The following is a 23,621-nucleotide window of genomic DNA, read 5'->3' on the forward strand; positions in this document are numbered from 1 at the left end:
AAAAGCCTGTGACCTACTATGAGTATTTATCACAATGAATAATCGCCATGGCCGAACGCATCCCGCCACTGTATGCCCTGCGCGCCTTTGAAATCGCGGCACGCTCCTCTTCGTTTACCCGCGCGGCGCAAGAGCTGTCGTTGACTCAAAGTGCGATCAGTCGCCATATCAAGACCCTCGAAGGCATCCTTGACTGCCGGCTGTTCGAGCGGCACGGGCCCAGGCTGCAACTGACCGCGGCCGGTGAGCGGCTGGCGCAGGAACTCAAGGCTGGCTTTCGCATCATCGAACAAGCCTGTGCACCGTTTCGTGCCGGCACCGGCAACTTGCGCCTGAAGGCGCCCTCCACGCTGACCATGCGCTGGCTGCTGCACACGCTGGACCTTCTCAAGGCCGAGCTGACCGTGCAACTGGCCAGTGTCTGGATGGATTTCGACAGCGTGGACTTCTACGCCGAGCCCTACGACTGCGCGATTTTGCTTGGCAACGGCCATTTCGGTGCCGATGTGCAGGCGTACAAGCTGTTTGATGAGTGGCTGATCCCCATCTGCGCGCCGGGCAAGATCGACGTCGAACTGCCGCACGCCGAACTGATCCATCCCACTCCCGACCGTCGCGACTGGCGCCGCTGGCTGGCGGCCCTGCCGCTGGAAGCCCGGATCAACCTGGATCGCGGCAAGGTCTTCGACACGCTCGACCAGGCCATCTCGGCGGCCATGCGCGGCCACGGTGTGTCCATCGGCGACCTGCACCTGGTGGCCGACGATGTCCGCGACGGGTTGATCGGCTTGCCGTACGGCAAGGCTGTCGCCTCCGGTGATGGCTACTACCTGGTGTGGCCGAAAGAGACTCGCCACACCCAACAAGTGCAGGCGTTGCGCGATGCGCTCAGCGGACATATCCCGGCCATCGACCTGCCGGGCCTGGTGTTTTTACCCGCCACGGGTTGAGACCATTCGTCGGGCCCGCCAGCCATCCATTACAACTATCGCTGCCGCCAAAACTACTAACCCCATAGCACCCTTGATGCGCTATGGAGATTGAAATGACTGACTATCCACGCCCACCCTTCGCCCCTCAAGCCCAAGCCGTGCCCGGCACCCAGAAGAAAATGGAGCCTTATCCCGATTGTGGCGAGAAGAGCTACAAGGGCTCCGGCCGACTGGCCAACAAGATCGCCCTGATCACCGGTGCCGACAGCGGCATCGGCCGCGCGGTGGCCATCGCGTTTGCCCGCGAAGGTGCCGATGTTGCCATTGCCTACCTGGACGAACACGAGGACGCGAAGGAAACCGCACGCTGGGTTGAAGAAGCGGGCCGCCAGTGCCTGCTGCTGCCCGGTGATATCGCGCAGAAAGCCAACTGCCAGGCACTGGTCGACAAGACGGTCGAACAGTTCGGCCGCATTGACGTGCTGGTCAATAACGCGGCGTTCCAGATGACTCATGAGACCCTCGAAGAGATCGAGGATGAGGAATGGGTGAAGACCTTCGATATCAACATCACCGCGATGTTTCGTATCTGCAAGGCCGCACTGCCGCATATGCAGGCCGGCAGCTCGATCATCAACACCAGCTCGGTCAATTCCGACATGCCTAAGCCGACCCTGCTGGCCTATGCCGCGACCAAGGGCGCGATTGCCAACTTCACCGGCGGCCTGGCGCAATTGCTCGGCAGCAAGGGCATTCGGGTAAACAGCGTGGCACCTGGGCCGATCTGGACGCCGCTGATCGTGGCAACCATGCCCGACGAAGACGTCCAGAGCTTCGGCAGCGAAACCCCGCTGGGCCGCCCTGGCCAGCCGGTGGAAGTGGCACCGATCTATGTGCTGCTGGCCTCGGACGAAGCCAGCTACATCTCCGGCTCCCGCTATGCCGTCACCGGCGGCAAACCCATCCTGTAGCAACTGGCTTACCGGCGGTGTCGGCCTCTCGGCTTCCCAGGAAGACCGGGGCGCCTGCATCGTGGGCAAGCCCGGTGCCCACAAAAAACGCTCTACAGATCAAACCGATCCACCGCCCGCCGCCGCTCATTGTCGTCACGTACGTCATAGCTGGCGGTGGTCTGGATATTGGTGTGGTGCGCGAGCTTCTGTGCGATCGACAGATCATGTTCCTCGATCACCCGCGTGATGAACGAGCGCCGGAAGTCATGGGGCATGATCTTCACGCCCACCTGCTCGCCGCGCTGGCGGGCAATGTAGTAAATCGCATGTTTGGTAATGCGTTCGCGGGTGATATGGCTGCCGCGACGGATGCGATTGAACAGGAAACTGTCGTCCTGCTCACCTTCCTTGAGCTGCTCGCGCCGAAACGCCAGCCAGGCCTGCAACTTGGCGAAGGCCCAGTCCGGCGCATACTTGACCAGCTCCTTGTTGCCCTTGCCGATCACCCGCAGGCTGCGCTCTGCAAAATTGATCTGCGCCAGGTCGAGGTTGACCGACTCCGACTTGCGCATGCCCGAGCCATACAGGATGCCGATCACCGCCGCGTCCCGCAGGCCCTGTGGCCGTGGGTCGGCGGCGCAGACTTCCATCATCTCGCGGATCAGCGTGCGTCGCAGGTTGCGCCCCTGGCCCAGGCGGGTACCGGGCGCGGCCTTGACCGTGCGCATGCGCAACAGGTGTTCCTGGCTGATCAGGCTCAGGCGCCACGCCTCGTTCATCACCCCGCGCACGGCGTTCACATACAACGATGAGGTGTTGGGCGCGTAGCCGTCCTCGCGCAAGGCGGCGACCAGGGCGATCACGTGTTCAGGCTGCAGCAGGTGCCAGTCGATGTCTTCGAGGTTGATGTCCTCGAAGCCCAGGCGGTCGGCGGCGTCCTGCAGCACGTAGCGCATGGTCAGTTGGCTGGAGGGCGCCAGGCGGGTGAGGTAAAGGGTCAGCGGGTTGCGGATAGACTCAGTCAAGGTAGATCAGCCTTTGGATTAAATACCTCGAACAAGCCTTTGTTTAATCGAGGTATTTAGTGAATTGGCGAGGCCTGAGTCTACCCCAGCAGGAGCCCTCGCACCACATCACGGGGCGCTGTCGTCATCCTCGGTGGGGTCTTGCGGTTGGGTCTGGGCCTGGCTCCAATCAGTGTCCTGCTTCTGCATCAGCGCGAACCAGTGCTGACGCATAAAGGTCAGGTACGCCTCGGGGGCCTTGGCAAAATCCTTCTCATCGCCATAGCAGCCCGGCAAGGGCAACTCGGTGCCCTGCTCCTTGTATTGGCTGACCAATGCCTGCTGGCCGGCCACGCTGCAATCCTTGGGCAACGGCATGCCGCGCAGGGCGCCCGCTTCTTCGTCCCACCAACTGGCGCCGACCCGGTCGACACCGCGCAGGCGATACTTCTGCGACTTGCCCACGTGCATGATCAACTTGAATTCATTGGGGCTGACGTCGCTGGTGCAGGTACGCGAGTAACCCACGGTCGCCTGGGTGATGCCATCGCCGGCAAGGTCGGTGACCTTGGTCGCCTCCCTGTCGAAGCGCAGGGCGGCATCGAATTCGCAGTGCTGCACGTCGTCGTAGAGCATCCACACGCGTTTGGGGCGATTGCCATCGATCAGGTACTGAGCCGCGTAGACGAAGGCCGACTGGGTCCCGTCATCGTCGCGCTCGCTGACTTGCTCGGCGAGCACCAGCAGGTTCTTGCCCTGGCGATCGTCCCAGGTATACGCGGCGATCTGCTTGCCGCGCACTTCCACCCCGTCCGGCACCTGGTCGATGCTGGTCAGCGCCACGCCGTCGTCGGCGCGCACCGTGGTGACGCACGCCACGGTCATCAACAATCCCATCAACACTGGCCGCAACTGGCCGCGTAAAAGCTGCACGCTATTCATCCGATCACCCTGGCAAGAGACGGCTTACTTTACCGGCACTTGGGGCGCATTGCAGAGAAGATTCTTGAATAAAGTGCCAACGCACAGGACGCACGTTTGCGTTGAACCAAACACCTGCGCGGCCGTTCCTATTTCGCCAGCCAATTCAACGGACAACGCCGTGGATGTTTAGCTGAACCCTAGCTGTCTACCTGTCAAATAAACGAGTTTTTCATCTGCCTTTCATATCTGTTCAACATTTTTGCGCTTAATCTTGAACGTGAAACTTAATAGCAAATTGCGCAACACCGTCTAACCTGTTGATTACGCTTCACCTTTAGCACCGTCCCTGCTTCTACGGTCTAGACGTTTGCCCGCTGTTTATTGATGTTTCCACGCTCCAAGTTGCGCTAACCCCCGAGGTCATGAATCTTTGAAACCCTACCCTATTCATTGCGTGTCGATCGTCATCCCGGTCTACAACGAACAAGAAAGCCTGCCTGAACTGCTGCGTCGCACCACCGCAGCGTGCCAGCAACTGGCCTACGAATACGAAATCATCCTTGTGGATGACGGTAGCCGCGACAATTCGGCCCAACTGCTGGAAGACGCTGCCGCCGTAGACGGCAGCAAGGTGGTCGCGGTGATCCTCAACCGCAACTACGGCCAGCATGCCGCGATCATGGCCGGTTTCGAGCAGTGCCGGGGCGAGGTGGTGATTACCCTCGACGCCGACCTGCAGAACCCACCCGAAGAAATCCCGCGCCTGGTCGAACAAGCCGCGCTGGGCTACGACGTGGTCGCCACCGTGCGCAACAATCGCCAGGACTCGGCCTTTCGCCGCTGGCCGTCGCGCCTGATCAACCTGGCGGTGCAACGCTCCACCGGCGTGGCCATGACCGACTACGGCTGCATGCTGCGCGCTTACCGGCGCACCATCGTCGACGCCATGCTTGCCTGCCGCGAGCGCAGCACCTTCATTCCGATCCTGGCCAACGGCTTTGCCCGCCACACCACCGAGATCCTGGTGCACCACGCCGAGCGCGAGCACGGCGAATCCAAATACAGCGCCATGCGCCTGATCAGCCTGATGTTCGACCTGCTGACCTGCATGACCACCACCCCGCTGCGGCTGCTGTCCATCGTCGGTTTCAGCCTGGCGGCACTGGGCGTTTTTTTCGCCTTCGCGTTGATCGTCATGCGCCTGGCATTCGGTGCCGACTGGGCCGGTGATGGCCTGTTCGTGCTGTTCGCCGTGCTGTTCGTGTTCACCGGTGGCCAGTTCATCGGCATGGGCCTGCTGGGTGAATACCTGGGCCGCATGTACAGCGACGTGCGTGCCCGCCCTCGGTTCTTCATTGAAAAAGTGCTGCGCAACCAACCGGCAGTACCGGCACCCGTGGTCGTCGTCGACGGCCTGGTGTCTTCCCATACCACTTCTACTTCTCCTTCCGATCAGGTTTCGTCATGAATTCAAACGCCGTTGTCTTCGCTTACCACGATATTGGCTGTGCAGGCATTGAAGCCCTGCTGACTGCCGGCTACGACATTGCTGCCGTGTTTACCCATGCCGACGACCCCAAGGAAAACAACTTCTACGGTTCCGTCGCGCAGTTGTGCGCCCGTAACGGCATTCCAGTGCACGCGCCGGAAGACGCCAACCACCCGCTGTGGATCGAGCGTATTGCCAAGCTCAAGCCGGACTTCATCTTCTCCTTCTACTACCGCAACCTGCTGAGCGAAGCCCTGTTGGCCACCGCCAGCAAAGGCGCGTTCAACCTGCACGGTTCGCTGTTGCCCAAATACCGTGGCCGCGCACCAGCCAACTGGGTGCTGGTGAAAGGCGAAACCGAAACCGGCGTGACCCTGCACCGCATGGTCAAGCGTGCCGATGCCGGCGCGATCCTGGCCCAGCAGAAGGTCGCCATCGAGCGCACCGACACCGGCCTGACCCTGCACGCCAAACTGCGCGACGCCGCCAGCAACCTGCTGCGTGACGCCCTGCCGCAACTGGCCGCCGGCAAGCTGACTGAAACCGCCCAGGACGAAAGCCAGGCCACCTACTTCGGTCGTCGCACCGCTGCCGACGGCAAGTTGGAGTGGAAAAAGCCGGCTGAAGAACTGTTCAACCTGGTCCGCGCCGTGACTCAACCGTACCCGGGCGCCTTCTGCGCCGTGGGCGAGCACAAGCTGATCGTCTGGCAGGCCGAGGTGGTGAAGGGCAATGAAGGTCTGGCGCCAGGACGCGTGATCAGCGTCAACCCGCTGCGCATCGCCTGTGGTGAAGACTCGCTGGTGGTCAAGTTCGGCCAGCGCAATGACAACGGCCTGTACCTGGCCGGCCCATCCCTGGCCAATGAACTCGGCCTGGTCGACGGCTCCGTGCTGCGTGGCGCCGAGTCCGGCCGCAAGCCGCGCCGTACCCGCGTGCTGATCCTCGGTGTGAACGGCTTTATCGGTAACCACCTGTCCGAGCGCCTGCTGCGTGACGACCGCTACGAAGTCTACGGCCTGGACATCGGCTCCGACGCCATCGAGCGCTTGCGCAGCCACCCGAATTTCCACTACGTGGAAGGCGACATCAGCATCCACACCGAGTGGATCGAGTACCACATCAAGAAGTGCGACGTGGTCCTGCCGCTGGTGGCCATCGCCACGCCAATCGAATACACGCGTAACCCGCTGCGCGTGTTCGAGCTGGACTTCGAGGAAAACCTCAAGCTGGTGCGCTACTGCGTCAAGTACAACAAGCGCGTGATCTTCCCGTCGACCTCCGAAGTCTATGGCATGTGCCAGGACCAGTACTTCGACGAAGACACCTCCAACCTGGTGGTCGGCCCGGTCAACAAGCAGCGCTGGATCTACTCGGTCTCCAAGCAACTGCTCGACCGCGTGATCTGGGCCTACGGCGCCAAGGGCCTGAACTTCACACTGTTCCGTCCCTTCAACTGGATGGGCCCGCGCTTGGACCGCCTGGATTCGGCGCGTATCGGCAGCTCCCGCGCGATCACCCAGTTGATCCTCAACCTGGTGGAAGGCACGCCGATCCGCCTGTTTGACGGTGGCGAGCAAAAGCGTTGCTTCACTGATATCGCCGACGGCATCGAAGCCCTGGCGCGCATCATTGATAACGACAACGATGTCTGCAACGGTCAGATCATCAACATCGGCAACCCGGAAAACGAAGCCAGCATCCGCCAGTTGGGCGAAGAGCTGCTGCGTCAGTTCGAAGCGCATCCGTTGCGTGGCAACTTCCCACCGTTCGCCGGTTTCCGCGACGTCGAGAGCAAGGCGTTCTACGGCACCGGTTACCAGGACGTGGCACACCGCAAGCCAAGCATCGAAAACGCCAAGCGCCTGCTGAACTGGGAGCCGACCGTGGAGATGAGCGAGACCATCGGCAACACCCTGGACTTCTTCCTGCGTGAAGCCATGCTCGAAATCGCGGACAAGAAGTAATGAAGGCAGGCTTGCGCATTGACGTCGACACCTACCGTGGCACCCGTGAAGGGGTGCCGCGACTGCTCGAATCCCTGGATGAAGCCGGGGTCAAGGCGACGTTCTTCTTCAGTGTCGGGCCGGACAACATGGGGCGCCACTTGTGGCGCCTGATCCGCCCGCAGTTCCTGTGGAAGATGCTGCGTTCCAACGCTGCCGGCCTGTATGGCTGGGATATTTTGCTCGCCGGCACTGCCTGGCCGGGCAAGCCGATCGGCCGTGACCTGGGGCATTTGATGCGCCAGGCCAAGGCCGCCGGCCATGAAGTCGGCCTGCATGCCTGGGATCACCATGGCTGGCAGGCCAACACCGGGCGCTGGAGCGACGCGCAGCTGGTCGAGCAGATTCGGCGCGGCGTCGACACCCTGAGCGATATCCTGGGTGAACGCATCGACTGTTCCGCGGCCGCCGGTTGGCGCGCCGATGAACGCGTGGTGCAGGCCAAGCAAGGGTTCAACTTCCGCTACAACAGTGATTGTCGGGGCACCAGCCTGTTCAGGCCAACCTTGGCCGATGGCAGCGCGGGCACCCCACAGATTCCGGTCGACCTGCCGACCTTCGACGAAGTCGTCGGGCCGGTGGTGGCTGCCAAGGATTTCAATAGCTACATCCTCGAGCGCTTCGCGGAGTCGAAGCTCAACGTCTACACCATCCACGCAGAAGTAGAAGGGATTCTGATGGCCAATGATTTTCGCCAGTTGCTGGCCCAGGCAGGGCAGCGCGGCATCGATTTCCAACCGCTGGGCGAGTTGCTGCCTGCCGACGTCACCACCCTGCCCCAGCAACAGCTGGTGCGCGGCGCCCTGAGCGGCCGTGAGGGTTGGCTCGGAGTGCAACAGGCATGATCCGCCGTTGGGCCCTGCCCCTGCTCCTGTTGGCGTTCGGCGTGTTCTATCTGCTGCCGCTGGCCACCCACGGCCTGTGGATTCCGGATGAAACCCGCTATGCGCAGATCAGCCAGGAAATGCTGCTGACCGGCAAATGGGCGTCGCCGCACTTCATGGGTATTCGCTATTTCGAAAAGCCTGCGGCCGGCTACTGGATGATCGCGCTGGGCCAGGCGATCTTCGGGCAGAACCTGTTCGGCGTGCGCTTTGCGTCGGCATTGAGCACCGGCCTGAGCATCCTGCTGGTGTACCTGGTGTCACGCCGGTTGTGGAATGACCCGCAAAAAAGCCTGATCAGCACCGTGCTGTACATGAGCTTTGTCAGCGTCGCGGCCCTGGGCGGCTATGCCAACCTGGATCCGCAGTTCACCTTCTGGGTCAACCTCACCGGTGTGGCCCTGTGGTTTTGCTTCGACTGCACCACGCGCAGCGGCCGGTTGTGGTCCTGGGCAGTGCTGGGCCTGGCATGCGGCATGGGCTTCATGACCAAGGGGTTCCTGGCCTGGCTGTTGCCGGTGTTGATCGCCCTGCCCTACGCAATCTGGCAGAAGCGTTTTCGCGAACTGCTGGGTTATGGCCTGGTGGCCGTAGCGGTGGCGATTGTGGTCAGCGTGCCGTGGGCATTGGCCGTGCACCTGCAGGAACCGGACTACTGGAATTTCTTCTTCTGGCACGAGCATATCCAGCGCTTTGCCGGCGACGACGCCCAGCATGCCGAGCCGTTCTGGTATTACTTGCCGCTGCTGGTGGCGTTCTCGCTGCCGTGGGTCGCCCTGCTGCCGTCCACCCTCAAGCAGGCGTGGCAAGACAAGCGCACGGCGAAGGTCGGCTTTGTGTTGCTGTGGCTGCTGATGCCCCTGGCCTTCTTCAGCCTGGCCAAAGGCAAGCTGCCCTCCTACATCATGCCGTGCCTGCTGCCGCTGGCCTTGCTGATGGGCAACACCCTGGCGGATAAACTGGCCCAGGGCCGCGGTCGCGCGTTGCGCCTCAACGGCTGGCTAAACCTGGTTCTCGGCGTGGTGGTATTGCTCGCCCTGAGCTGGTTCCAACTGAAAAAGCCGCTGTACGAACATGGCCAGGAAACCTTCAGCCTGGTGCTGGTGTTTGTCTTCCTGTTCGGCTGGATCCTGGTCAACCTGCTGCAGGCTGCACGGCCCTTGCACCTGTGGGCCGCGCCGGTGATCGGCAGCTGGCTGATGGTCGCCCTGCTGCCGGCCGCACTGCCGCATTCGGTGGTCTACAACAAGACCCCGGATCAATTCATCATCGACCACCTGCAGGCACTGCGCCCGGCTACGGCGTTGCTCAGCAACGACCTCGGCGCGGCATCGGCCCTGGCGTGGCGCCTGCAGCGCCCGGATGTGACGCTGTACAACACGGTCGGCGAAGTGAAATACGGCCTGGCCTACCCGGATGCCGGGCATCACAAGGTCGACACCCGCCAGGTCCAGCAATGGATGAGCGAGGCGCGCAAACAAGGGCCGGTGGGTGTGGTGATGCGCGTCAAAGGCGACGATGAAATCGCCGAAGTAGCGCTGCTGCCCACCGACGGCGAGCGTTATGAGCAAGGCAATATCGTGATTCTGATCTTCCCGCAGGTGCAGCCGTGATCACCCTCCTCCTGCTATTGGCCGCCTGCCTGCTGACCTGCATGGGCCAGGTCTCGCAAAAGTTCGCCGTGGAAAGCTGGCGTGACCTGCCGGACGGCTGGGCGCTGAAACTGCGCTCGCCGTGGCTGTGGGCGGCGCTGGTGTGCCTGGGCCTGGGCCTGCTGGTGTGGCTGCTGGTACTGCAGCGCCTGGAGGTCGGCATCGCCTACCCGATGCTCAGCCTGAATTTTGTCTTGGTCACGCTGATGGCGCGTTTTGTGTTCCATGAACACATCGATGGCCGTCACTGGCTGGGTGTGGCGCTGGTGATCGGCGGCGTCGTGCTGCTGGGGCGTCACGTATGAGCCGGGTCCAGGGATTTGCCCTGGCCCTGGGCAGCGTAGCACTGGTCAGCGCGGCCCAACTGGGCATGCGCTGGAGCATGACGCGCCTGCCGCTGCCCAACGAATGGCTGACGGTGCAGATCGACCTCGGCGCCCTGGCTGTGGTGCTGCTGGCAATCCTCGCCTATGCGCTGTCGATGCTCTGCTGGCTCGGCGCGCTCAAACACCTGCCGTTGGGCCGGGCCTATTCGCTGCTGAGCATCAGCTACGCGCTGGTGTACCTGCTGGCGGCCAGCCTGCCGGTCTTCAACGAACACTTTTCGATTTCAAAAACCCTGGGGGTGGCCTTGGTCATCCTCGGAGTGCTGGTTATCAACTCTCACCGTGCTAGCGCTACAAGTCCCAGGAATGCCCCATGAAAATCAGTGTATTTGGTAGTGGTTACGTCGGTCTGGTGCAGGCCACCGTATTGGCCGAAGTCGGTCACGATGTCATCTGCATGGACGTCGATCAAAACAAGGTCAAGCTGTTGCAGCAAGGCCATGTGAGCATCTTCGAGCCGGGGCTGGCCGCGATGGTCAAGGAGAACCTGGAGAGCGGGCGACTGCACTTCACCTTTGATGAAAAGCTGGCCGTCGAACACGGCGAAGTACTGTTCATTGCCGTGGGCACGCCGTCGGATGAAGACGGCTCGGCCGACCTGAAATACGTGCTGTCGGTAGGCGATGCCGTGGCCCGCCACCGTATCGAGCCGGTGATCCTGGTGGAGAAATCCACCGTGCCGGTGGGCACCGGCGACACCCTGCGCGCGCACATCGAGAAGGCCCTGCACCTGGCTGGCCGGCACCTGGAGTTCGATATCGTCTCCAACCCGGAATTCCTCAAGGAAGGCTCGGCCGTGGCCGACTGCCGCCGCCCGGATCGCATCATCATCGGCTGCGAGCGCGAAGAAGTGCGCGACGTGATGCGCGACCTGTACGCGCCGTTCAACCGCAACCATGACCGCATCATCTTCATGGACCTGCGCAGCGCCGAGCTGACCAAGTACGCCGCCAACTGCATGCTCGCGACCAAGATCAGCTTTATCAACCAGATCGCCGAGCTGGCCGAACACCTGGGCGCGGATATCGAAGCCGTACGCCTGGGCATCGGTGCCGACTCGCGCATTGGCTACCACTTCATCTACCCTGGCTGCGGCTACGGTGGCTCGTGCTTCCCCAAGGACATGCGCGCGCTGATCCACAGTGCCAAGCAGGCCAACTGCTCCAGTGACCTGTTGGAAGCCGTGGAAGCGATCAACCAGCGCCAGAAGAGCAAGCTGTTCGAGCGCATCAATGCGTTCTTCAAGGGCAACCTGCGCGGCAAGACCTTTGCCCTTTGGGGCCTGGCGTTCAAACCGAACACCGACGACATGCGCGATGCCCCCAGCCGCGTATTGATGGAAGCCCTGTGGGCCGCCGGCGCCAACGTACGCGCGTTCGACCCGGAAGCCATGCAGGAAACCCAGCGCATCTACGGCGATGACCCGCGCCTGATGCTGATGGGCACCCCGGAGTCGACCTTGAGCGGCGCCGATGCGCTGATCGTCTGCACCGAATGGCAGCAGTTCAAGGCACCGGACTTCGACCTGATTCACCAGCGCCTGAAAACCCCGGTGATCTTCGACGGCCGCAACCTGTATGACGGCGAGCGCCTGGCGCGCAAAGGCTTCCAGTACTTCCCGATGGGCCGTGGCGACTCGTGCCAGTTGCCGATTCCGCAGCAACAGTGGGTGCCACAGGTCGTGGAAGCCTGATACGTGAACAAAGCTCAACCGTCCCTGCTGAGCCCGACGATTCGCCGCCAATCCCTACTGCTGGGGTTGCTGGCGCTGGCGTTATTCATCGCTGGCAGCTGGCACCAGGCGATTATCGGCTTCGACTCCCGCTTCGTGGTGTTTGCCCAGGAGATGCTGCGCCACGGGCCGGGCTTTTTCCCGACCACCTACGGGCAGCCGTATGCGGATTACCTGGCCACCTCGACACTGCTGACCTGGTTGCTGTCGTTGCCCCTGGGCCAGGTCACCAGCCTCACGGCCTGGTTGCCCACGGCGCTGGCCTCGGCCGCGATCGTGGTGCTGGTGTATCGCCTCACGGCGCCCTACTCCCGGCACTGGGGCCTGCTGAGCATCGCGGTATTGCTGCTCAGCAGTACCTTCATCAGTGAAACCCGCTCGGTATCCCTCGACCAGATGCTCGCCGCGATTGCCCTGGCGGTGTTCTACCTGGGTTACGCGCATGACCACTTCGGTGCTGGCAAGCGCTTGCACTGGCTGTACCTGCTGCTGATCCTCGGCTTTGCGATTCGCGGTCCGATTGGCCTGGTGATACCCACCGGCGTGCTGTGCAGCTACTACCTGATCAATCGGCAATGGCGGCAGCTGTTCAGTTTTGGCTTGCTGGCGCTGGCGCTGTTGGTGGCGTGTGTCGGCCTGCTGTTGCTGATGGCCAAGCTCAGCGGCGGTGAGAGCTTCATGCAGGACGTGATCCGCATGCAGTTCCTGGGGCGCATGGACGGCAGCGAAGGCTCCAGTGGCGTGCTGTATTACTTCACCAGTTCGCTAGGCAATTACGCCATGGCCTATCCCGTGGCGCTGCTGGTGCTGCTGGCAATCGCCCTCGGCGGCCGGCGTACGCCGGGGCCGGCCTTGCAGTTGGTGCTGTACTGCGCGGCCGCCGGCCTGCTGGTGATGCTTGGCCTGTCGATCCCACAGGCCAAAAAGGCGCGCTATGTGCTGCCGATGTTGCCCATGGCGGCAATCATTGCGGCCTATCCGTTCCAGGTTGCCGAGGGTCGGCTGTTTGCCGGGTTGCGCAGGCTGATGCTGGGCATTTGGACGTTGCTTCCGACGCTGCTGATCGCCGGGTTGTTGTTCGCACGCACACGTTATCCGCAGCAGCTGGAGCATCTGGGGCCAATGTTTGGCCTGCTGGGCGCGCTGCAGGTCGTGGCTTTGCTGGCGTTGTTCAAGTCGCAACTGCGCCCGCTGGGCCCGGCGTTGGCCGGTGTACTGGCGGTGTGGGCCAGCTATATCGGCGTGGTCGAGCCGCTGGAGCGCAGCCTCTACGACACCCACACGTTTACCCTGCAGGTGCACGAGCAGGTCATGCAGCAGCGCGCGCCCGTGGTATTGCACGGCCTGGGTAAAGACGCCAAGGCCATCAAATACATGGTCAACCTTGATTGCGACCAGGTACCGTTGTTCACCCAGAACCCCGCTGACCTGAATCCGATACAAGGGCCGGCCTGGCTGGTGATGAGCGAGGCGGATTTCGAAGGGTTGAAAGACCCGCGCTTTCGCGCCCTCACGCCGACCCTGAGCGGTGAGTTCGACCGCAACCCCTACGTGCTGCTGCACCTGGCCCAGACCCCACACCCTTGAGTGCTCTGCGTCGGGGCTCCCGACGCAGAAAACTCCTACGCAGCTATGCGTAATTGCTGCGACCATTGCCCTTCCCCGCGCCCGAAACCCAACGGTAAACTCGAATGCCATGTGTGGTAATCATTTACCGCCACGGGTCATGCATAACAACAAGGAAGCTGTAGGCCCGCGGTGTACGCCGCAGCCTATCCAATAAGAGGACAATGCCGTGTCAGATGATGTTTCGCCGGGCGCCTACGCGACCCCGGAGCCCGATCTCGTTCACGTTGGCTATTTGCCAGTCCCGCCTCTGGAGCGGCTGATGGAATTACGCGACGCGCTGGTGGCGCTCAAGGGCCCACTTGCCAGTGATACCGGGCTGCAGGCGGATCTGCGCAAACGCTTGTTCAACGACGAGACCGATGATCGCGTCCTGGGCAAGCTCAGTGTGCAGGTCCCTCTTTTGTAAGCGTGGCAGTCTCATTTAACTGCATTATTTTTGGATTTAACCTGCATTAATATGCATTGGCGCGGTGTCGACAGGCACGGCACACTGCACAGGTTCCTTCCCCCAATGTTGGAACTTTCAAAGGGCTTTTCCGGGCAACCAGACAAGCCTTTTTTTTGCCTGTCGTTTATGGAATGCCTGTCAATGCTCGCTCGCTGGTTCCCTGCTGCTGTCAATACCCGTCCCACTGAATGGAGTCGTGCCGCCATCGGCATGGCGCTCGGCACGCTGTTCAGCGTGTGGTTATGTGCCCAAGTGTTTGGCATGGACGTGGCCCTGCACCTGCTGGGGCCACTCGGGGCCTCGGCGGTGTTGTTGTTTGCGGTTTCATCCGGCGCGCTCGCGCAACCCTGGTCGATCATCGGCAGCTACCTGTGTGCTGGCGTGGTGGCCTTGCTGGTGGCCCGCGTCCTTGGGCGCACCCTGGGCGGTGCGTGCCTGGCGGCAGGCATGACGGTGGTGTTGATGTGCTGGCTGCGCTGCCTGCATCCACCTGCCGGTGGCCTGACCATGACCCTGGTACTGGCCGACCCGGCCTCGGCCGCCATCGGCTGGCATGAGATGGGCGCGGTGTTGCTGGGTGCCGGCGCCCTGCTCGCCTGTGCACTGGCCTACAACAATGCCACGCGCACCCGCTACCCCAAGGGCGCCGTCGAGGCTCCCGCGGTGGTCCTGCCAGACACGCAGGCCGCTCAAGACCCGGCCATTACCGCTGCCGACCTGAAGCTCGCGCTGGCCGACATGGAGCAGTTCTACGATGTCGCCCCCAGCGAGTTGGAACAGTTGATCCACGCCGCCGAAACCCACGCGCGGCGCCGCAGTATTGGTGAAGTCCTGGCCAGCCGCATCCCCTGACGCAGACGCGCGGCCTGCTGCATAAATGCAAAAACGACCTGCATGATTGAAGGTTGTACTGGGCAAATTTGCACTGGTACGATCGCGAGATGGTTCTTCGCTGAACCTCTTGATAAAGAACAATAAAAGCAGGGAGTTACAGATGACTGCTCAGGTTTCAAACCAAGCAAGCAGCGCCGATATCCTTCAAGACGACGTCCTGGCCGAAGTGCGCAACCACATCGGCCACCTTACCCTCAACCGCCCTGCCGGCCTCAACGCCATCACCCTGGACATGGTCCGCAGCCTCGCCCGCCAGCTGCAGGCGTGGGCCGACGATCCGCAGGTGCATGCCGTGGTGCTGCGCGGCGCCGGCGAAAAAGCCTTTTGCGCCGGCGGTGATATTCGCTCCCTCTACGACAGTTTCAAAAACGGCGACACCCTGCACGAAGATTTCTTCGTCGAGGAATACGCGCTGGACCTGGCCATCCACCATTACCGCAAACCTGTCCTCGCGTTGATGGACGGGTTTGTCCTCGGCGGCGGCATGGGCCTGGTGCAGGGCGCGGATCTGCGCGTGGTCACCGAGCGTAGCCGCCTGGCCATGCCGGAAGTGGCAATCGGTTACTTCCCGGACGTTGGCGGCAGCTACTTCTTGCCGCGCATTCCCGGCGAGCTGGGGATTTACCTCGGCGTCACCGGCGTGCAGATTCGCGCCGCCGACGCCCTCTACTGCGGCCTCGCCGATTGGTACCTGGACAGCGCGAAGCTGGCCGACCTCGACCACAAGCTCGACTGCCTGCAATGGCACGAGTCGCCGCTCAAGGACCTGCAGGGCGTACTGGCCAAACTCGCCGTGCAACAGTTGCCCGACGCACCACTGGCCGCCTTGCGCCCGGCCATCGACCATTTCTTCGGCCTGCCGGATATACCGAGTATCGTCGAGCAATTGCAGCAGGTGACGGTCGCCGACAGCCATGAATGGGCGCTCACTACCGCCCAACTGATGCACACCCGCTCGCCGCTGGCCATGGCCGTGACCCTGGAAATGCTGCGTCGCGGCCGGCGCCTGCCGCTGGAACGCTGCTTTGCACTGGAACTGCACCTTGACCGCCAGTGGTTTGAACGCGGCGACCTCATCGAAGGCGTTCGTGCCCTGATCATCGACAAGGACAAGGCCCCGCGCTGGAACCCGCCCACGCTGCACGGCCTGGACAAGACCCATGTCGAGAGCTTCTTCCATCACTTCGAGAAGGTTGCGAACTAAGCCATGCAAGACATTGAATACACTGAAGAACAAGTGATGATTCGCGACATGGCGCGTGACTTTGCCCGTGGCGAAATCGCCCCCCATGCCCAAGCCTGGGAGAAAGCTGGCTGGATCGACGATGCCCTGGTTGCGAAGATGGGCGAACTCGGGCTGCTGGGCATGGTGGTCCCTGAAGAATGGGGTGGCACCTATGTCGACTACGTCGCATATGCCTTGGCGGTCGAGGAAATTTCCGCCGGCGATGGCGCCACCGGCGCGCTGATGAGTATCCACAATTCAGTCGGTTGCGGGCCCATTCTCAACTACGGCACACAGGAACAGAAACAGACCTGGCTGGCCGACCTCGCCAGTGGCCAGGCAATCGGTTGCTTCTGCCTCACCGAACCGCAGGCCGGTTCCGAAGCGCACAACCTGCGCACCCGTGCCGAGTTGCGCGATGGCCAATGGGTGATCAATGGTGCCAAGCAATTTGTCAGCAACGGCAAGCGCGCCAAACTCGCTATTGTGTTCGCCGTGACCGACCCGCAATTAGGCAAGAAAGGTATCTCCGCATTCCTGGTGCCCACCGACACGCCAGGCTTTGTCGTCGACCGTACCGAACACAAGATGGGCATTCGCGCCTCGGACACTTGTGCCGTCACCCTCAACCAATGCAGCGTGCCCGAAGCCAACCTGCTGGGTGAGCGCGGCAAAGGCCTGGCGATTGCGCTGTCGAACCTGGAAGGCGGCCGCATCGGCATTGCCGCCCAGGCCCTGGGCATTGCCCGCGCGGCGTTTGAAGCTGCGCTGGTCTACGCCCGCGACCGCGTGCAGTTCGACAAGGCAATCATCGAGCACCAGAGCGTGGCGAATCTGCTGGCCGACATGCAAACCCGCCTGAACGCCGCGCGCTTGTTGATCCTGCACGCCGCGCGCCTGCGCTCGGCCGGCAAACCGTGCCTGTCGGAAGCCTCCCAGGCCAAGCTGTTCGCCTCGGAAATGGCCGAAAAGGTCTGCTCCTCGGCGATGCAGATTCACGGTGGATATGGGTATCTGGAAGACTATCCCGTGGAACGCTACTACCGCGATGCACGGATCACGCAGATTTACGAAGGGACCAGCGAGATACAGCGGATGGTGATTGCCAGGGAACTGAAGAACTATGCCCTCTAACTGAAAGACCACACCCCCCATGTGGGAGCGGGCTTGCTCGCGAATGCGCCAGGTCAGTCAAAGCTGCAGTGACTGATTAGCCGTATTCGCGAGCAAGCCCGCTCCCACATTTGGATCATCGGTGTCAGTGATGGGGGGCTTACTTGTCCTTGAACGCCGGCGCACGCTTGGCCACGAACGCCGCCATGCCTTCCTTCTGATCCAGGGTCGCGAACGCGGCATGGAACACCCGGCGCTCAAAGCGCACGCCTTCGGACAGGCTCACTTCAAACGCGCGGTTCACGCTTTCCTTGACCATCATGCTGATCGGAACCGATTTGCCGGCAATCAATGTGGCGACCTTCAAGGCCTCTTCCAACAATTCATCCGCCGGCACAATGCGCGCGACAATCCCGCAGCGCTCGGCTTCTACTGCATCGATAAAGCGCCCGGTCAGGCACATTTCCATGGCCTTGGCCTTGCCCACGGCGCGGGTCAGGCGCTGCGTGCCGCCCATGCCCGGCAACACGCCGAGGTTGATTTCCGGCTGGCCGAACTTGGCGCCGTCACCGGCCAGGATAAAGTCGCACATCAACGCCAATTCGCAGCCCCCGCCGAGGGCGAAGCCGTTGACCGCGGCAATGATCGGCTTGCGGCGGTTGGCCACGCGGTCGCTGTCGCTGAACAGGTCGTCCAGGTAGATCTGCGGGTAGGTCAGCTCGGCCATTTCCTTGATGTCGGCGCCGGCGGCAAAGGCTTTCTTCGAACCGGTCAGCACGATGCAGCCGATCTGTGGATCGGCTTCCAGGCCGTCCAGCGCCTGGTTCAGCTCGCTGACCAACTGCGCATTCAAGGCGTTCAGGGCTTGCGGGCGATTGAGGGTAATCAGCCCGACGCGGCCCTGGACTTCGAGCAAAATGGTTTCGTAACTCATGTATCGGCTCCTTAGAGATTGCGTGAGATGACCATGCGTTGAATATCGCTGGTGCCTTCGTAGATCTGGCAGACCCGCACATCGCGGTAGATCCGCTCGAGGGGGAAGTCGCTCAGGTAACCGTAACCGCCCAGGGTTTGCAAGGCGGCCGAACAGACTTTTTCAGCCATTTCCGAGGCGAACAGCTTGGCCATGGACGCTTCCACCAGCGCCGGCTTGCCGCTGTCACGCAGTGCCGCCGCGTACTGCACCATCTGCCGGGCGACGGCGATTTGCGTGGCCATGTCAGCCAGGCGAAACGCCACGGCCTGGTGCTCGATGAGTGGCTTGCCGAAGCTTTCGCGTTCCCTGGCATAGTCGCGGGCGGCTTCAAAGGCAGCGCGCGCCATGCCCACCGACTGCGAGGCGATACCCACGCGACCGCCTTCGAGGTTGGCCAGGGCGATTCGATAGCCTTCGCCCTCCGCGCCCAGGCGGTTGGCCACCGGCACTTTCACGTCCTCGAACAGGATCTGGCAGGTGTCCGAGGCGTGCTGGCCGAGCTTGTCTTCGACCCGCGCCACACTGTAGCCCGGCGAGTCGGTAGGCACGATGAACGCGCTGATGCCGCGCTTGCCGGCGGCCGGGTCGGTCACCGCAAACACAATTACTACCCCGGCATTTTGCCCGGAGGTGATGAACTGCTTGCAGCCATTGAGCACGTAGTGATCACCGTCCAGACGCGCCCGGGTCTTCAGGCTGCTGGCATCCGAACCGGCCTGAGGCTCGGTCAACGCAAACGCGCCGAGCATGGCGCCACTGGCGAGCGGCTTGAGGAATTGCTCTTTCTGCTGATCGTTGCCGAACGTGAGGATGGGCACGCAGCCCACCGAGTTGTGCACGCTCATGATGGTCGAGCAGGCCCCGTCGCCGGCGGCGATTTCTTCCAGGGCCATGGCGTAGGCCAGGTAACCGGTGTCGCAGCCGCCCCACTGTTCCGGCACGAGCATGCCGAAAAAGCCCAGTTCGGCCATTTCGCCGATGGCTTCCTTGGGAAAGCGGTGCTCGCGGTCCCAGTCGGCTGCGAACGGTTTCAGCCGCTCCTGGGCAAATTGCCGGGCCGCGTCGCTGATCTGCAGTTGTTCGTCATTGGGCAGCATAGGGTTTCCTTAATACAGGCATTCGACGGCCATGGCCGTGGCTTCACCGCCGCCGATACAGATCGCGGCCACGCCACGCTTGAGGCCTTTCTGGCGCAGGGCCGCGAGCAGGGTCACCAGGATTCTCGCGCCGGAAGCACCGATCGGGTGGCCCAGGGCACAGGCGCCGCCGTGAACGTTGACCTTGGCGTGCGGGATTTCCAGCTTGCTCATCGTCACCAGGGTGACGACCGCAAAGGCCTCGTTGATCTCGAACAGGTCAACTTCGTCGATGCTCCAGCCGGTCTTGCTCATCAGCTTGCGGATTGCGCCCACCGGCGCCACCGGGAACAACCCGGGCTCATCGGCAAAGGCCGCGTGACCATGGATCACCGCCAGCGGCTTGAGCCCGCGCTTGAGCGCCTCGGACTGGCGCATCAGCAACAAGGCCGCCGCACCGTCGGAGATCGAGCTGGAGTTGGCCGCCGTCACGGTACCGCCTTCGCGGAACGCCGGTTTCAGGCTGGCGATCTTGTCCAGCCTGGCCTTGGGCGGTTGTTCGTCGTGCTGGATGGTCTTCTGTTCCTTGCCGACCGTGACCTGCACCGGGACGATCTCGGCGGCGAAGCTGCCATGGGTGATCGCTTCTTGCGCACGCGTCAGCGAGGCGATGGCGAAGGCGTCCTGGGCTTCACGGGTAAAGCCGTTGTGCGCGGCGCAGTCTTCGGCAAAAGTGCCCATCAGGCGGCCCTTGTCGTAGGCGTCTTCGAGGCCGTCGAGGAACATATGGTCGAGCACGCGGCCGTGGCCCATGCGGTAGCCGCTGCGGGCGCGGTCGAGCAGATAAGGGGCGTTGGACATGCTTTCCATGCCGCCGGCAATCACCACGTCGACGCTGCCGGCCAGCAGCGAATCATGTGCCAGGATCGCCGCCTCCATGCCCGAACCGCACATCTTGTTGAGGGTGGTGCAGCGCGTCGACTTGTCCAGCCCGGCGCCGAGGGCCGCCTGGCGCGCCGGTGCCTGGCCGAGGCCGGCGGGCAGCACACAGCCGAATAGCACTTCATCGACAGCATCGGTGGCGATGCCGGCACGCTCGACCGCTGCACGGATCGCGGCAGAACCCAGCTGCGGCGCAGTCAGGCCCTTGAGGTCGCCCTGGAAGCCGCCCATGGGGGTGCGCACGGCACTGACAATTACGATGGGATCAGTCATGGAAGTTCTCCTTACTTGGCGGCCATGCGCAAGGCGCCGTCGAGACGGATCACCTCACCATTGAGCATGCTGTTTTCGATGATGTGGCGGACCAGGGCCGCGTATTCCGCAGGTTTGCCAAGGCGCGGCGGGAATGGCACGCCTGCGGCCAGCGAGTCGCGCACTTCGGCGGTCATGCCGGCCATCATTGGCGTCTCGAAAATACCCGGGGCGATGGTCATCACGCGGATACCAAAGCGCGCCAGCTCGCGAGCGGCCGGCAACGTGAGGCTGGCAATCGCGCCTTTGGACGCGGAATAGGCAGCCTGGCCGATCTGCCCATCAAACGCTGCAACCGAGGCGGTGTTGATGATCACGCCGCGCTCGCCATCGGCATTCGCTTCGGTTTCAGCGATGGCCGCTGCTGCCAGGCGCAGCAGGTTGAAGCTGCCGATCAGGTTGACGTTGATCACCTGGGCAAAGCTGGCCAGCCCGTGGGGGCCGTTCTTGCCGAGGATTTTCTCGCCACGCACCACACCGGCGCAGTTGACCAGCCCATGCAGGCCGCCAAAGGCGGCAACGGTCGCTTGCACGGCGGCTTCGGCCGCCGCTTCCTGGCTGATATCGGCCACGGCGCTGCGCGCGTTCTCGCCCAACTGCTTGGCCTTGGCGGTCACCGCGTCGGCGTTCAAATCCACCAGCATCACCTTGGCACCGGCGGCAATCAGCATTTCTGCGGTGGCCGCGCCCAGGCCTGACGCGCCGCCGCTGACCAGGAAGATCTTGTTTTCAATCTGCATTATTGTTTCCTTGAACCAGAAGGACCGAATCGTGGAAATAGTCGCTCCCGCGCGCTGGCGCAGCAATGGTCAAAGCTTTCAACCTGCTTGACTGGTTTGGCCAGTCATCAATCCTGCTTATCGGCCAGTCAGTCCAAGCGATTGGACGCCTGTCGCGCTTGCTTCTAATCTGAGGGGCTATACACCCCCTGAAGCCGCGTCCCCGAAGAAGCCCTGTCCCGCCGATGATTGTGCGTCCCAAACCCAACCTCCTGGGTATCCTGTTCTCCCTCAAAGGCTCGATAGCCAAGCGCATAGCCCTGCGCAGCCTGCTGGTCACGTTGCTGGCCTCGGTGATCGTGCTGGTGGAAACGCTGCACCCGGCGTATTTCTCCAAGGTCAACGCCACGCCATTCACGCTGCTGGGGCTGTCGCTGTCGATCTTCATGAGCTTTCGCAATAACGCCTGCTATGACCGCTGGTGGGAAGGCCGCAAGCAATTGGGGCAGATGATCATCGATGTACGCTCGCTGATCCGCGAGACCCAGGTGCTCAGTGACCCGGCCGAGCGCGCCGGCCTGCTGCGCGCGCTGGGTGGTTTTGCGCACGGCCTGGTCGCCCGCCTGCGGCATGAAGATGAAGCGCTGGCAATCAAGCCGTGGAGCGACGTCGACACCCGCCACCCCAACCTCCCCGACAAGCTGCTGCAGCAGGTCGGCGCGCGGTTTTCCGTGTTGACCGAACAGGGCGTGCTCAGCGAATGGCGCTACACCCAACTGGAGACCCGGCTGGTCAGCCTCAGCCAGGTGCAGGCCTCGTGCGAGCGGATCAAGGCCACGCCGCTGCCCTTCCCCTACACCTTGCTGCTGCACCGCACCATCTACCTGTTCTGCATTCTGTTGCCGTTCGCCATGGCCGAGCCCCTGGGCTGGCTCACGCCGGTGTTCACCGCCATTGTCAGCTACACCTTCTTTGGCCTGGACGAGATCGGCGATGATCTCGAAGACCCTTTCGGCTTCGACGAAAACGACCTGCCCTGCAACGCGATCCTGCGCACCCTGGAGCGCGAGATTCTCGCGGCCCTCGGCGAAACCGACTTGCCGCCGCCGCTCGAGCCGGTGGAATACGTGCTGACCTGACGCGGGTTTGACACCTGCCCTGGTCTGGCCGAAGCTGATGGCTTTGCTCTAGCTGCCCAAGCTTTCGGACGCCTGCATGTCAAAGTCACGCCGTTACTCCATCGTCGGCCTGTGCGCCCTGTTGTTGATTGTACTGATCACCTGGTATTTCTCCCGTTCCACACCGGTGGCCGTGCCACCCGCCATTGCCCATGGTTACGCGAAAGCGCTGAAACAGGCGCATAACGGCGAGCCGGGCGCGGCGCGCGTGCTCTATCAGCAATTGGGCCGGCCGGACCTGTCGCCCGAGCGCCGCGCCGCATTGCATGCCGAACTGCCCAACTACCCCAGCCCCCAGGCCTTGAAGCTGGCGGATAAAGACCTCGCCAGCGACTCGCCGCTGGTACGCGAAGCCGCTATCCATAGCATTGTCGGCCTGGTGCCCACGGGCCAGCGCACGCTGTTGCTCGGCCCTGCCCTGGATGACCCCGAGCAAGGCGTGCGCTTTGCCGCCGCCAATGCGTTGCTCGGTCTCTCGCCCGACACCTTGAGCTTGTATTTCGGGCCCTTGCAGCAGGTGCTGGATGAGTTCGTGAAGAAGCTCAAGGCCCAGCCGGAAACGGCTGAGGGCTGGATTCAACTGGCGCGCCTGTACATCCACAGCGCCCTGCTGCCCGATGCACAAAATGCGCTGGAACAGGCCATGCGCCTGCAGCCGGACAACTTGCAGGCGGTGGTCGCGCAGATCGAGCTGCTGGATAAGCAAGGCAAGACCGACGAGTCCCGTCAACTGCTCGCGCGGCAACTGGCGGCGCACCCTGAATCGGCTTACCTGCAACATGCGCTGGGCATGTGGCTGCTGCACCACGGCGAGCGCCCCTATGCGCTGCTGGGGCTGTCCAAGGCCGTGGAGCTGGAGCCGGACAATCAGGATTACCGCTACGACCTGGCCACCACCCTGCACGCCCAGCAGGAACAGGAAGCGGCCCAGCGCCAGTTGGAAGAAATCATCCAGCGCCATCCGGCCAATCGCAAGGCGCGGGTGCTGCTCGTCACCTACTGGAAAGAAAGCGGCCAATTGCAGAACGTGCAGGTGCTGCTGGCCCAGCTCGAACAGCAAAACCCCGACGATCCGGCCCTGCAACAGGGTCTGTAGACATCACCGGCCGTATTTTCCTGGAACAGGTTGAACCGCCGCAAAGCGCTA

Annotated in this window: 22 protein-coding genes; 16 read left to right on the forward strand and 6 right to left on the reverse strand. The window is 62.6% G+C overall.

The window, feature by feature from the left end:
- Window positions 1–47 precede the first annotated feature (47 nt).
- Both AC07OJ_RS03505 and AC07OJ_RS03510 read left to right on the forward strand, forming a co-directional pair.
- Window positions 48–950: a LysR family transcriptional regulator gene (locus tag AC07OJ_RS03505; RefSeq protein WP_495093952.1), complete on the forward strand. Its 903-nt coding sequence runs from the start codon at window positions 48–50 to the stop codon at window positions 948–950.
- Between the two features lie 95 nt (window positions 951–1,045).
- Entirely contained in the window at window positions 1,046–1,903 is an 858-nt protein-coding gene (locus tag AC07OJ_RS03510; protein ID WP_065905536.1) for an SDR family oxidoreductase, read from the forward strand.
- A 92-nt stretch (window positions 1,904–1,995) separates the two neighbouring features.
- Here the strand turns inward: AC07OJ_RS03510 and AC07OJ_RS03515 are convergent, their stop codons facing one another.
- A complete protein-coding gene (locus AC07OJ_RS03515) occupies window positions 1,996–2,910 on the reverse strand; it encodes a site-specific integrase (RefSeq protein WP_065905329.1) in 915 nt (304 codons plus the stop codon).
- Window positions 2,911–3,018: 108 nt separating this feature from the next.
- Window positions 3,019–3,831, reverse strand: a complete 813-nt coding sequence (locus tag AC07OJ_RS03520; protein ID WP_213554102.1) for a M949_RS01915 family surface polysaccharide biosynthesis protein — start codon at window positions 3,829–3,831, stop codon at window positions 3,019–3,021.
- Between the two features lie 412 nt (window positions 3,832–4,243).
- Here AC07OJ_RS03520 and arnC point away from each other — a divergent pair, with 412 nt between their 5' ends.
- The 12 genes from arnC (at window position 4,244) to AC07OJ_RS03580 (ending at window position 17,292) form a co-directional block, all read left to right on the forward strand.
- A complete protein-coding gene (gene arnC / locus AC07OJ_RS03525) occupies window positions 4,244–5,281 on the forward strand; it encodes an undecaprenyl-phosphate 4-deoxy-4-formamido-L-arabinose transferase (RefSeq protein WP_495093953.1) in 1,038 nt (345 codons plus the stop codon).
- Window positions 5,278–7,269 carry a bifunctional UDP-4-amino-4-deoxy-L-arabinose formyltransferase/UDP-glucuronic acid oxidase ArnA gene (gene arnA, locus AC07OJ_RS03530; RefSeq protein ID WP_120448627.1) on the forward strand — a complete coding sequence of 664 codons (1,992 nt, stop codon included), beginning with the start codon at window positions 5,278–5,280 and terminating at the stop codon, window positions 7,267–7,269. Before arnC ends, arnA begins: the two co-directional genes overlap by 4 nt.
- Window positions 7,269–8,153, forward strand: coding sequence for a 4-deoxy-4-formamido-L-arabinose-phosphoundecaprenol deformylase (arnD, locus tag AC07OJ_RS03535; protein ID WP_065905338.1), 885 nt, complete (start codon window positions 7,269–7,271; stop codon window positions 8,151–8,153). The genes arnA and arnD overlap by 1 nt, the downstream gene beginning before the upstream one ends.
- Window positions 8,150–9,805 (forward strand): lipid IV(A) 4-amino-4-deoxy-L-arabinosyltransferase, encoded by a 1,656-nt coding sequence (arnT, locus tag AC07OJ_RS03540; protein WP_495093954.1) that lies wholly within the window; start codon window positions 8,150–8,152, stop codon window positions 9,803–9,805. Before arnD ends, arnT begins: the two co-directional genes overlap by 4 nt.
- A complete protein-coding gene (gene arnE / locus AC07OJ_RS03545) occupies window positions 9,802–10,149 on the forward strand; it encodes a 4-amino-4-deoxy-L-arabinose-phosphoundecaprenol flippase subunit ArnE (RefSeq protein WP_065905342.1) in 348 nt (115 codons plus the stop codon). Before arnT ends, arnE begins: the two co-directional genes overlap by 4 nt.
- A complete protein-coding gene (arnF, locus tag AC07OJ_RS03550; RefSeq protein ID WP_495093955.1) occupies window positions 10,146–10,547 on the forward strand; it encodes a 4-amino-4-deoxy-L-arabinose-phosphoundecaprenol flippase subunit ArnF in 402 nt (133 codons plus the stop codon). Before arnE ends, arnF begins: the two co-directional genes overlap by 4 nt.
- Window positions 10,544–11,923 carry a UDP-glucose dehydrogenase family protein gene (locus AC07OJ_RS03555; protein ID WP_065905348.1) on the forward strand — a complete coding sequence of 460 codons (1,380 nt, stop codon included), beginning with the start codon at window positions 10,544–10,546 and terminating at the stop codon, window positions 11,921–11,923. The genes arnF and AC07OJ_RS03555 overlap by 4 nt, the downstream gene beginning before the upstream one ends.
- 3 nt (window positions 11,924–11,926) lie before the next feature.
- A complete protein-coding gene (locus AC07OJ_RS03560) occupies window positions 11,927–13,549 on the forward strand; it encodes an ArnT family glycosyltransferase (protein WP_495093956.1) in 1,623 nt (540 codons plus the stop codon).
- Between the two features lie 289 nt (window positions 13,550–13,838).
- Window positions 13,839–13,997, forward strand: a complete 159-nt coding sequence (locus tag AC07OJ_RS03565) for a type VI secretion system contractile sheath small subunit (RefSeq protein ID WP_257236856.1) — start codon at window positions 13,839–13,841, stop codon at window positions 13,995–13,997.
- A gap of 183 nt (window positions 13,998–14,180) precedes the next feature.
- Window positions 14,181–14,891, forward strand: a complete 711-nt coding sequence (locus AC07OJ_RS03570) for an HPP family protein (RefSeq protein ID WP_495093957.1) — start codon at window positions 14,181–14,183, stop codon at window positions 14,889–14,891.
- A 142-nt stretch (window positions 14,892–15,033) separates the two neighbouring features.
- Window positions 15,034–16,137 (forward strand): enoyl-CoA hydratase/isomerase family protein, encoded by a 1,104-nt coding sequence (locus tag AC07OJ_RS03575; RefSeq protein WP_495093958.1) that lies wholly within the window; start codon window positions 15,034–15,036, stop codon window positions 16,135–16,137.
- 3 nt (window positions 16,138–16,140) lie between these two features.
- Window positions 16,141–17,292, forward strand: a complete 1,152-nt coding sequence (locus AC07OJ_RS03580; RefSeq protein WP_495093959.1) for an acyl-CoA dehydrogenase family protein — start codon at window positions 16,141–16,143, stop codon at window positions 17,290–17,292.
- Between the two features lie 139 nt (window positions 17,293–17,431).
- On the opposite strand, the gene AC07OJ_RS03585 is transcribed toward AC07OJ_RS03580, so the two are convergent.
- Genes AC07OJ_RS03585 through AC07OJ_RS03600 form a run of 4 tightly spaced genes read right to left on the reverse strand, consistent with a single transcriptional unit; the run spans window position 17,432 to window position 21,317 of the window.
- On the reverse strand, window positions 17,432–18,205 hold the full coding sequence (locus AC07OJ_RS03585; RefSeq protein WP_065905355.1) for an enoyl-CoA hydratase: 774 nt from the start codon (window positions 18,203–18,205) through the stop codon (window positions 17,432–17,434).
- Window positions 18,206–18,216: 11 nt separating this feature from the next.
- Window positions 18,217–19,344: an acyl-CoA dehydrogenase gene (locus tag AC07OJ_RS03590; RefSeq protein WP_065905356.1), complete on the reverse strand. Its 1,128-nt coding sequence runs from the start codon at window positions 19,342–19,344 to the stop codon at window positions 18,217–18,219.
- Window positions 19,345–19,353: 9 nt separating this feature from the next.
- Entirely contained in the window at window positions 19,354–20,538 is a 1,185-nt protein-coding gene (locus AC07OJ_RS03595; RefSeq protein WP_495093960.1) for an acetyl-CoA C-acyltransferase, read from the reverse strand.
- Window positions 20,539–20,549: 11 nt separating this feature from the next.
- Window positions 20,550–21,317 carry an SDR family NAD(P)-dependent oxidoreductase gene (locus AC07OJ_RS03600; RefSeq protein ID WP_120448635.1) on the reverse strand — a complete coding sequence of 256 codons (768 nt, stop codon included), beginning with the start codon at window positions 21,315–21,317 and terminating at the stop codon, window positions 20,550–20,552.
- A 224-nt stretch (window positions 21,318–21,541) separates the two neighbouring features.
- Between AC07OJ_RS03600 and AC07OJ_RS03605 the strand changes: the two genes are divergently transcribed.
- Window positions 21,542–22,435: a bestrophin family protein gene (locus AC07OJ_RS03605; RefSeq protein ID WP_065905359.1), complete on the forward strand. Its 894-nt coding sequence runs from the start codon at window positions 21,542–21,544 to the stop codon at window positions 22,433–22,435.
- A 76-nt stretch (window positions 22,436–22,511) separates the two neighbouring features.
- Window positions 22,512–23,570 (forward strand): tetratricopeptide repeat protein, encoded by a 1,059-nt coding sequence (locus AC07OJ_RS03610; RefSeq protein WP_495093961.1) that lies wholly within the window; start codon window positions 22,512–22,514, stop codon window positions 23,568–23,570.
- Window positions 23,571–23,621: the final 51 nt, after the last annotated feature.

The organism is Pseudomonas sp. GW821-FHT09C08 (assembly GCF_059418125.1).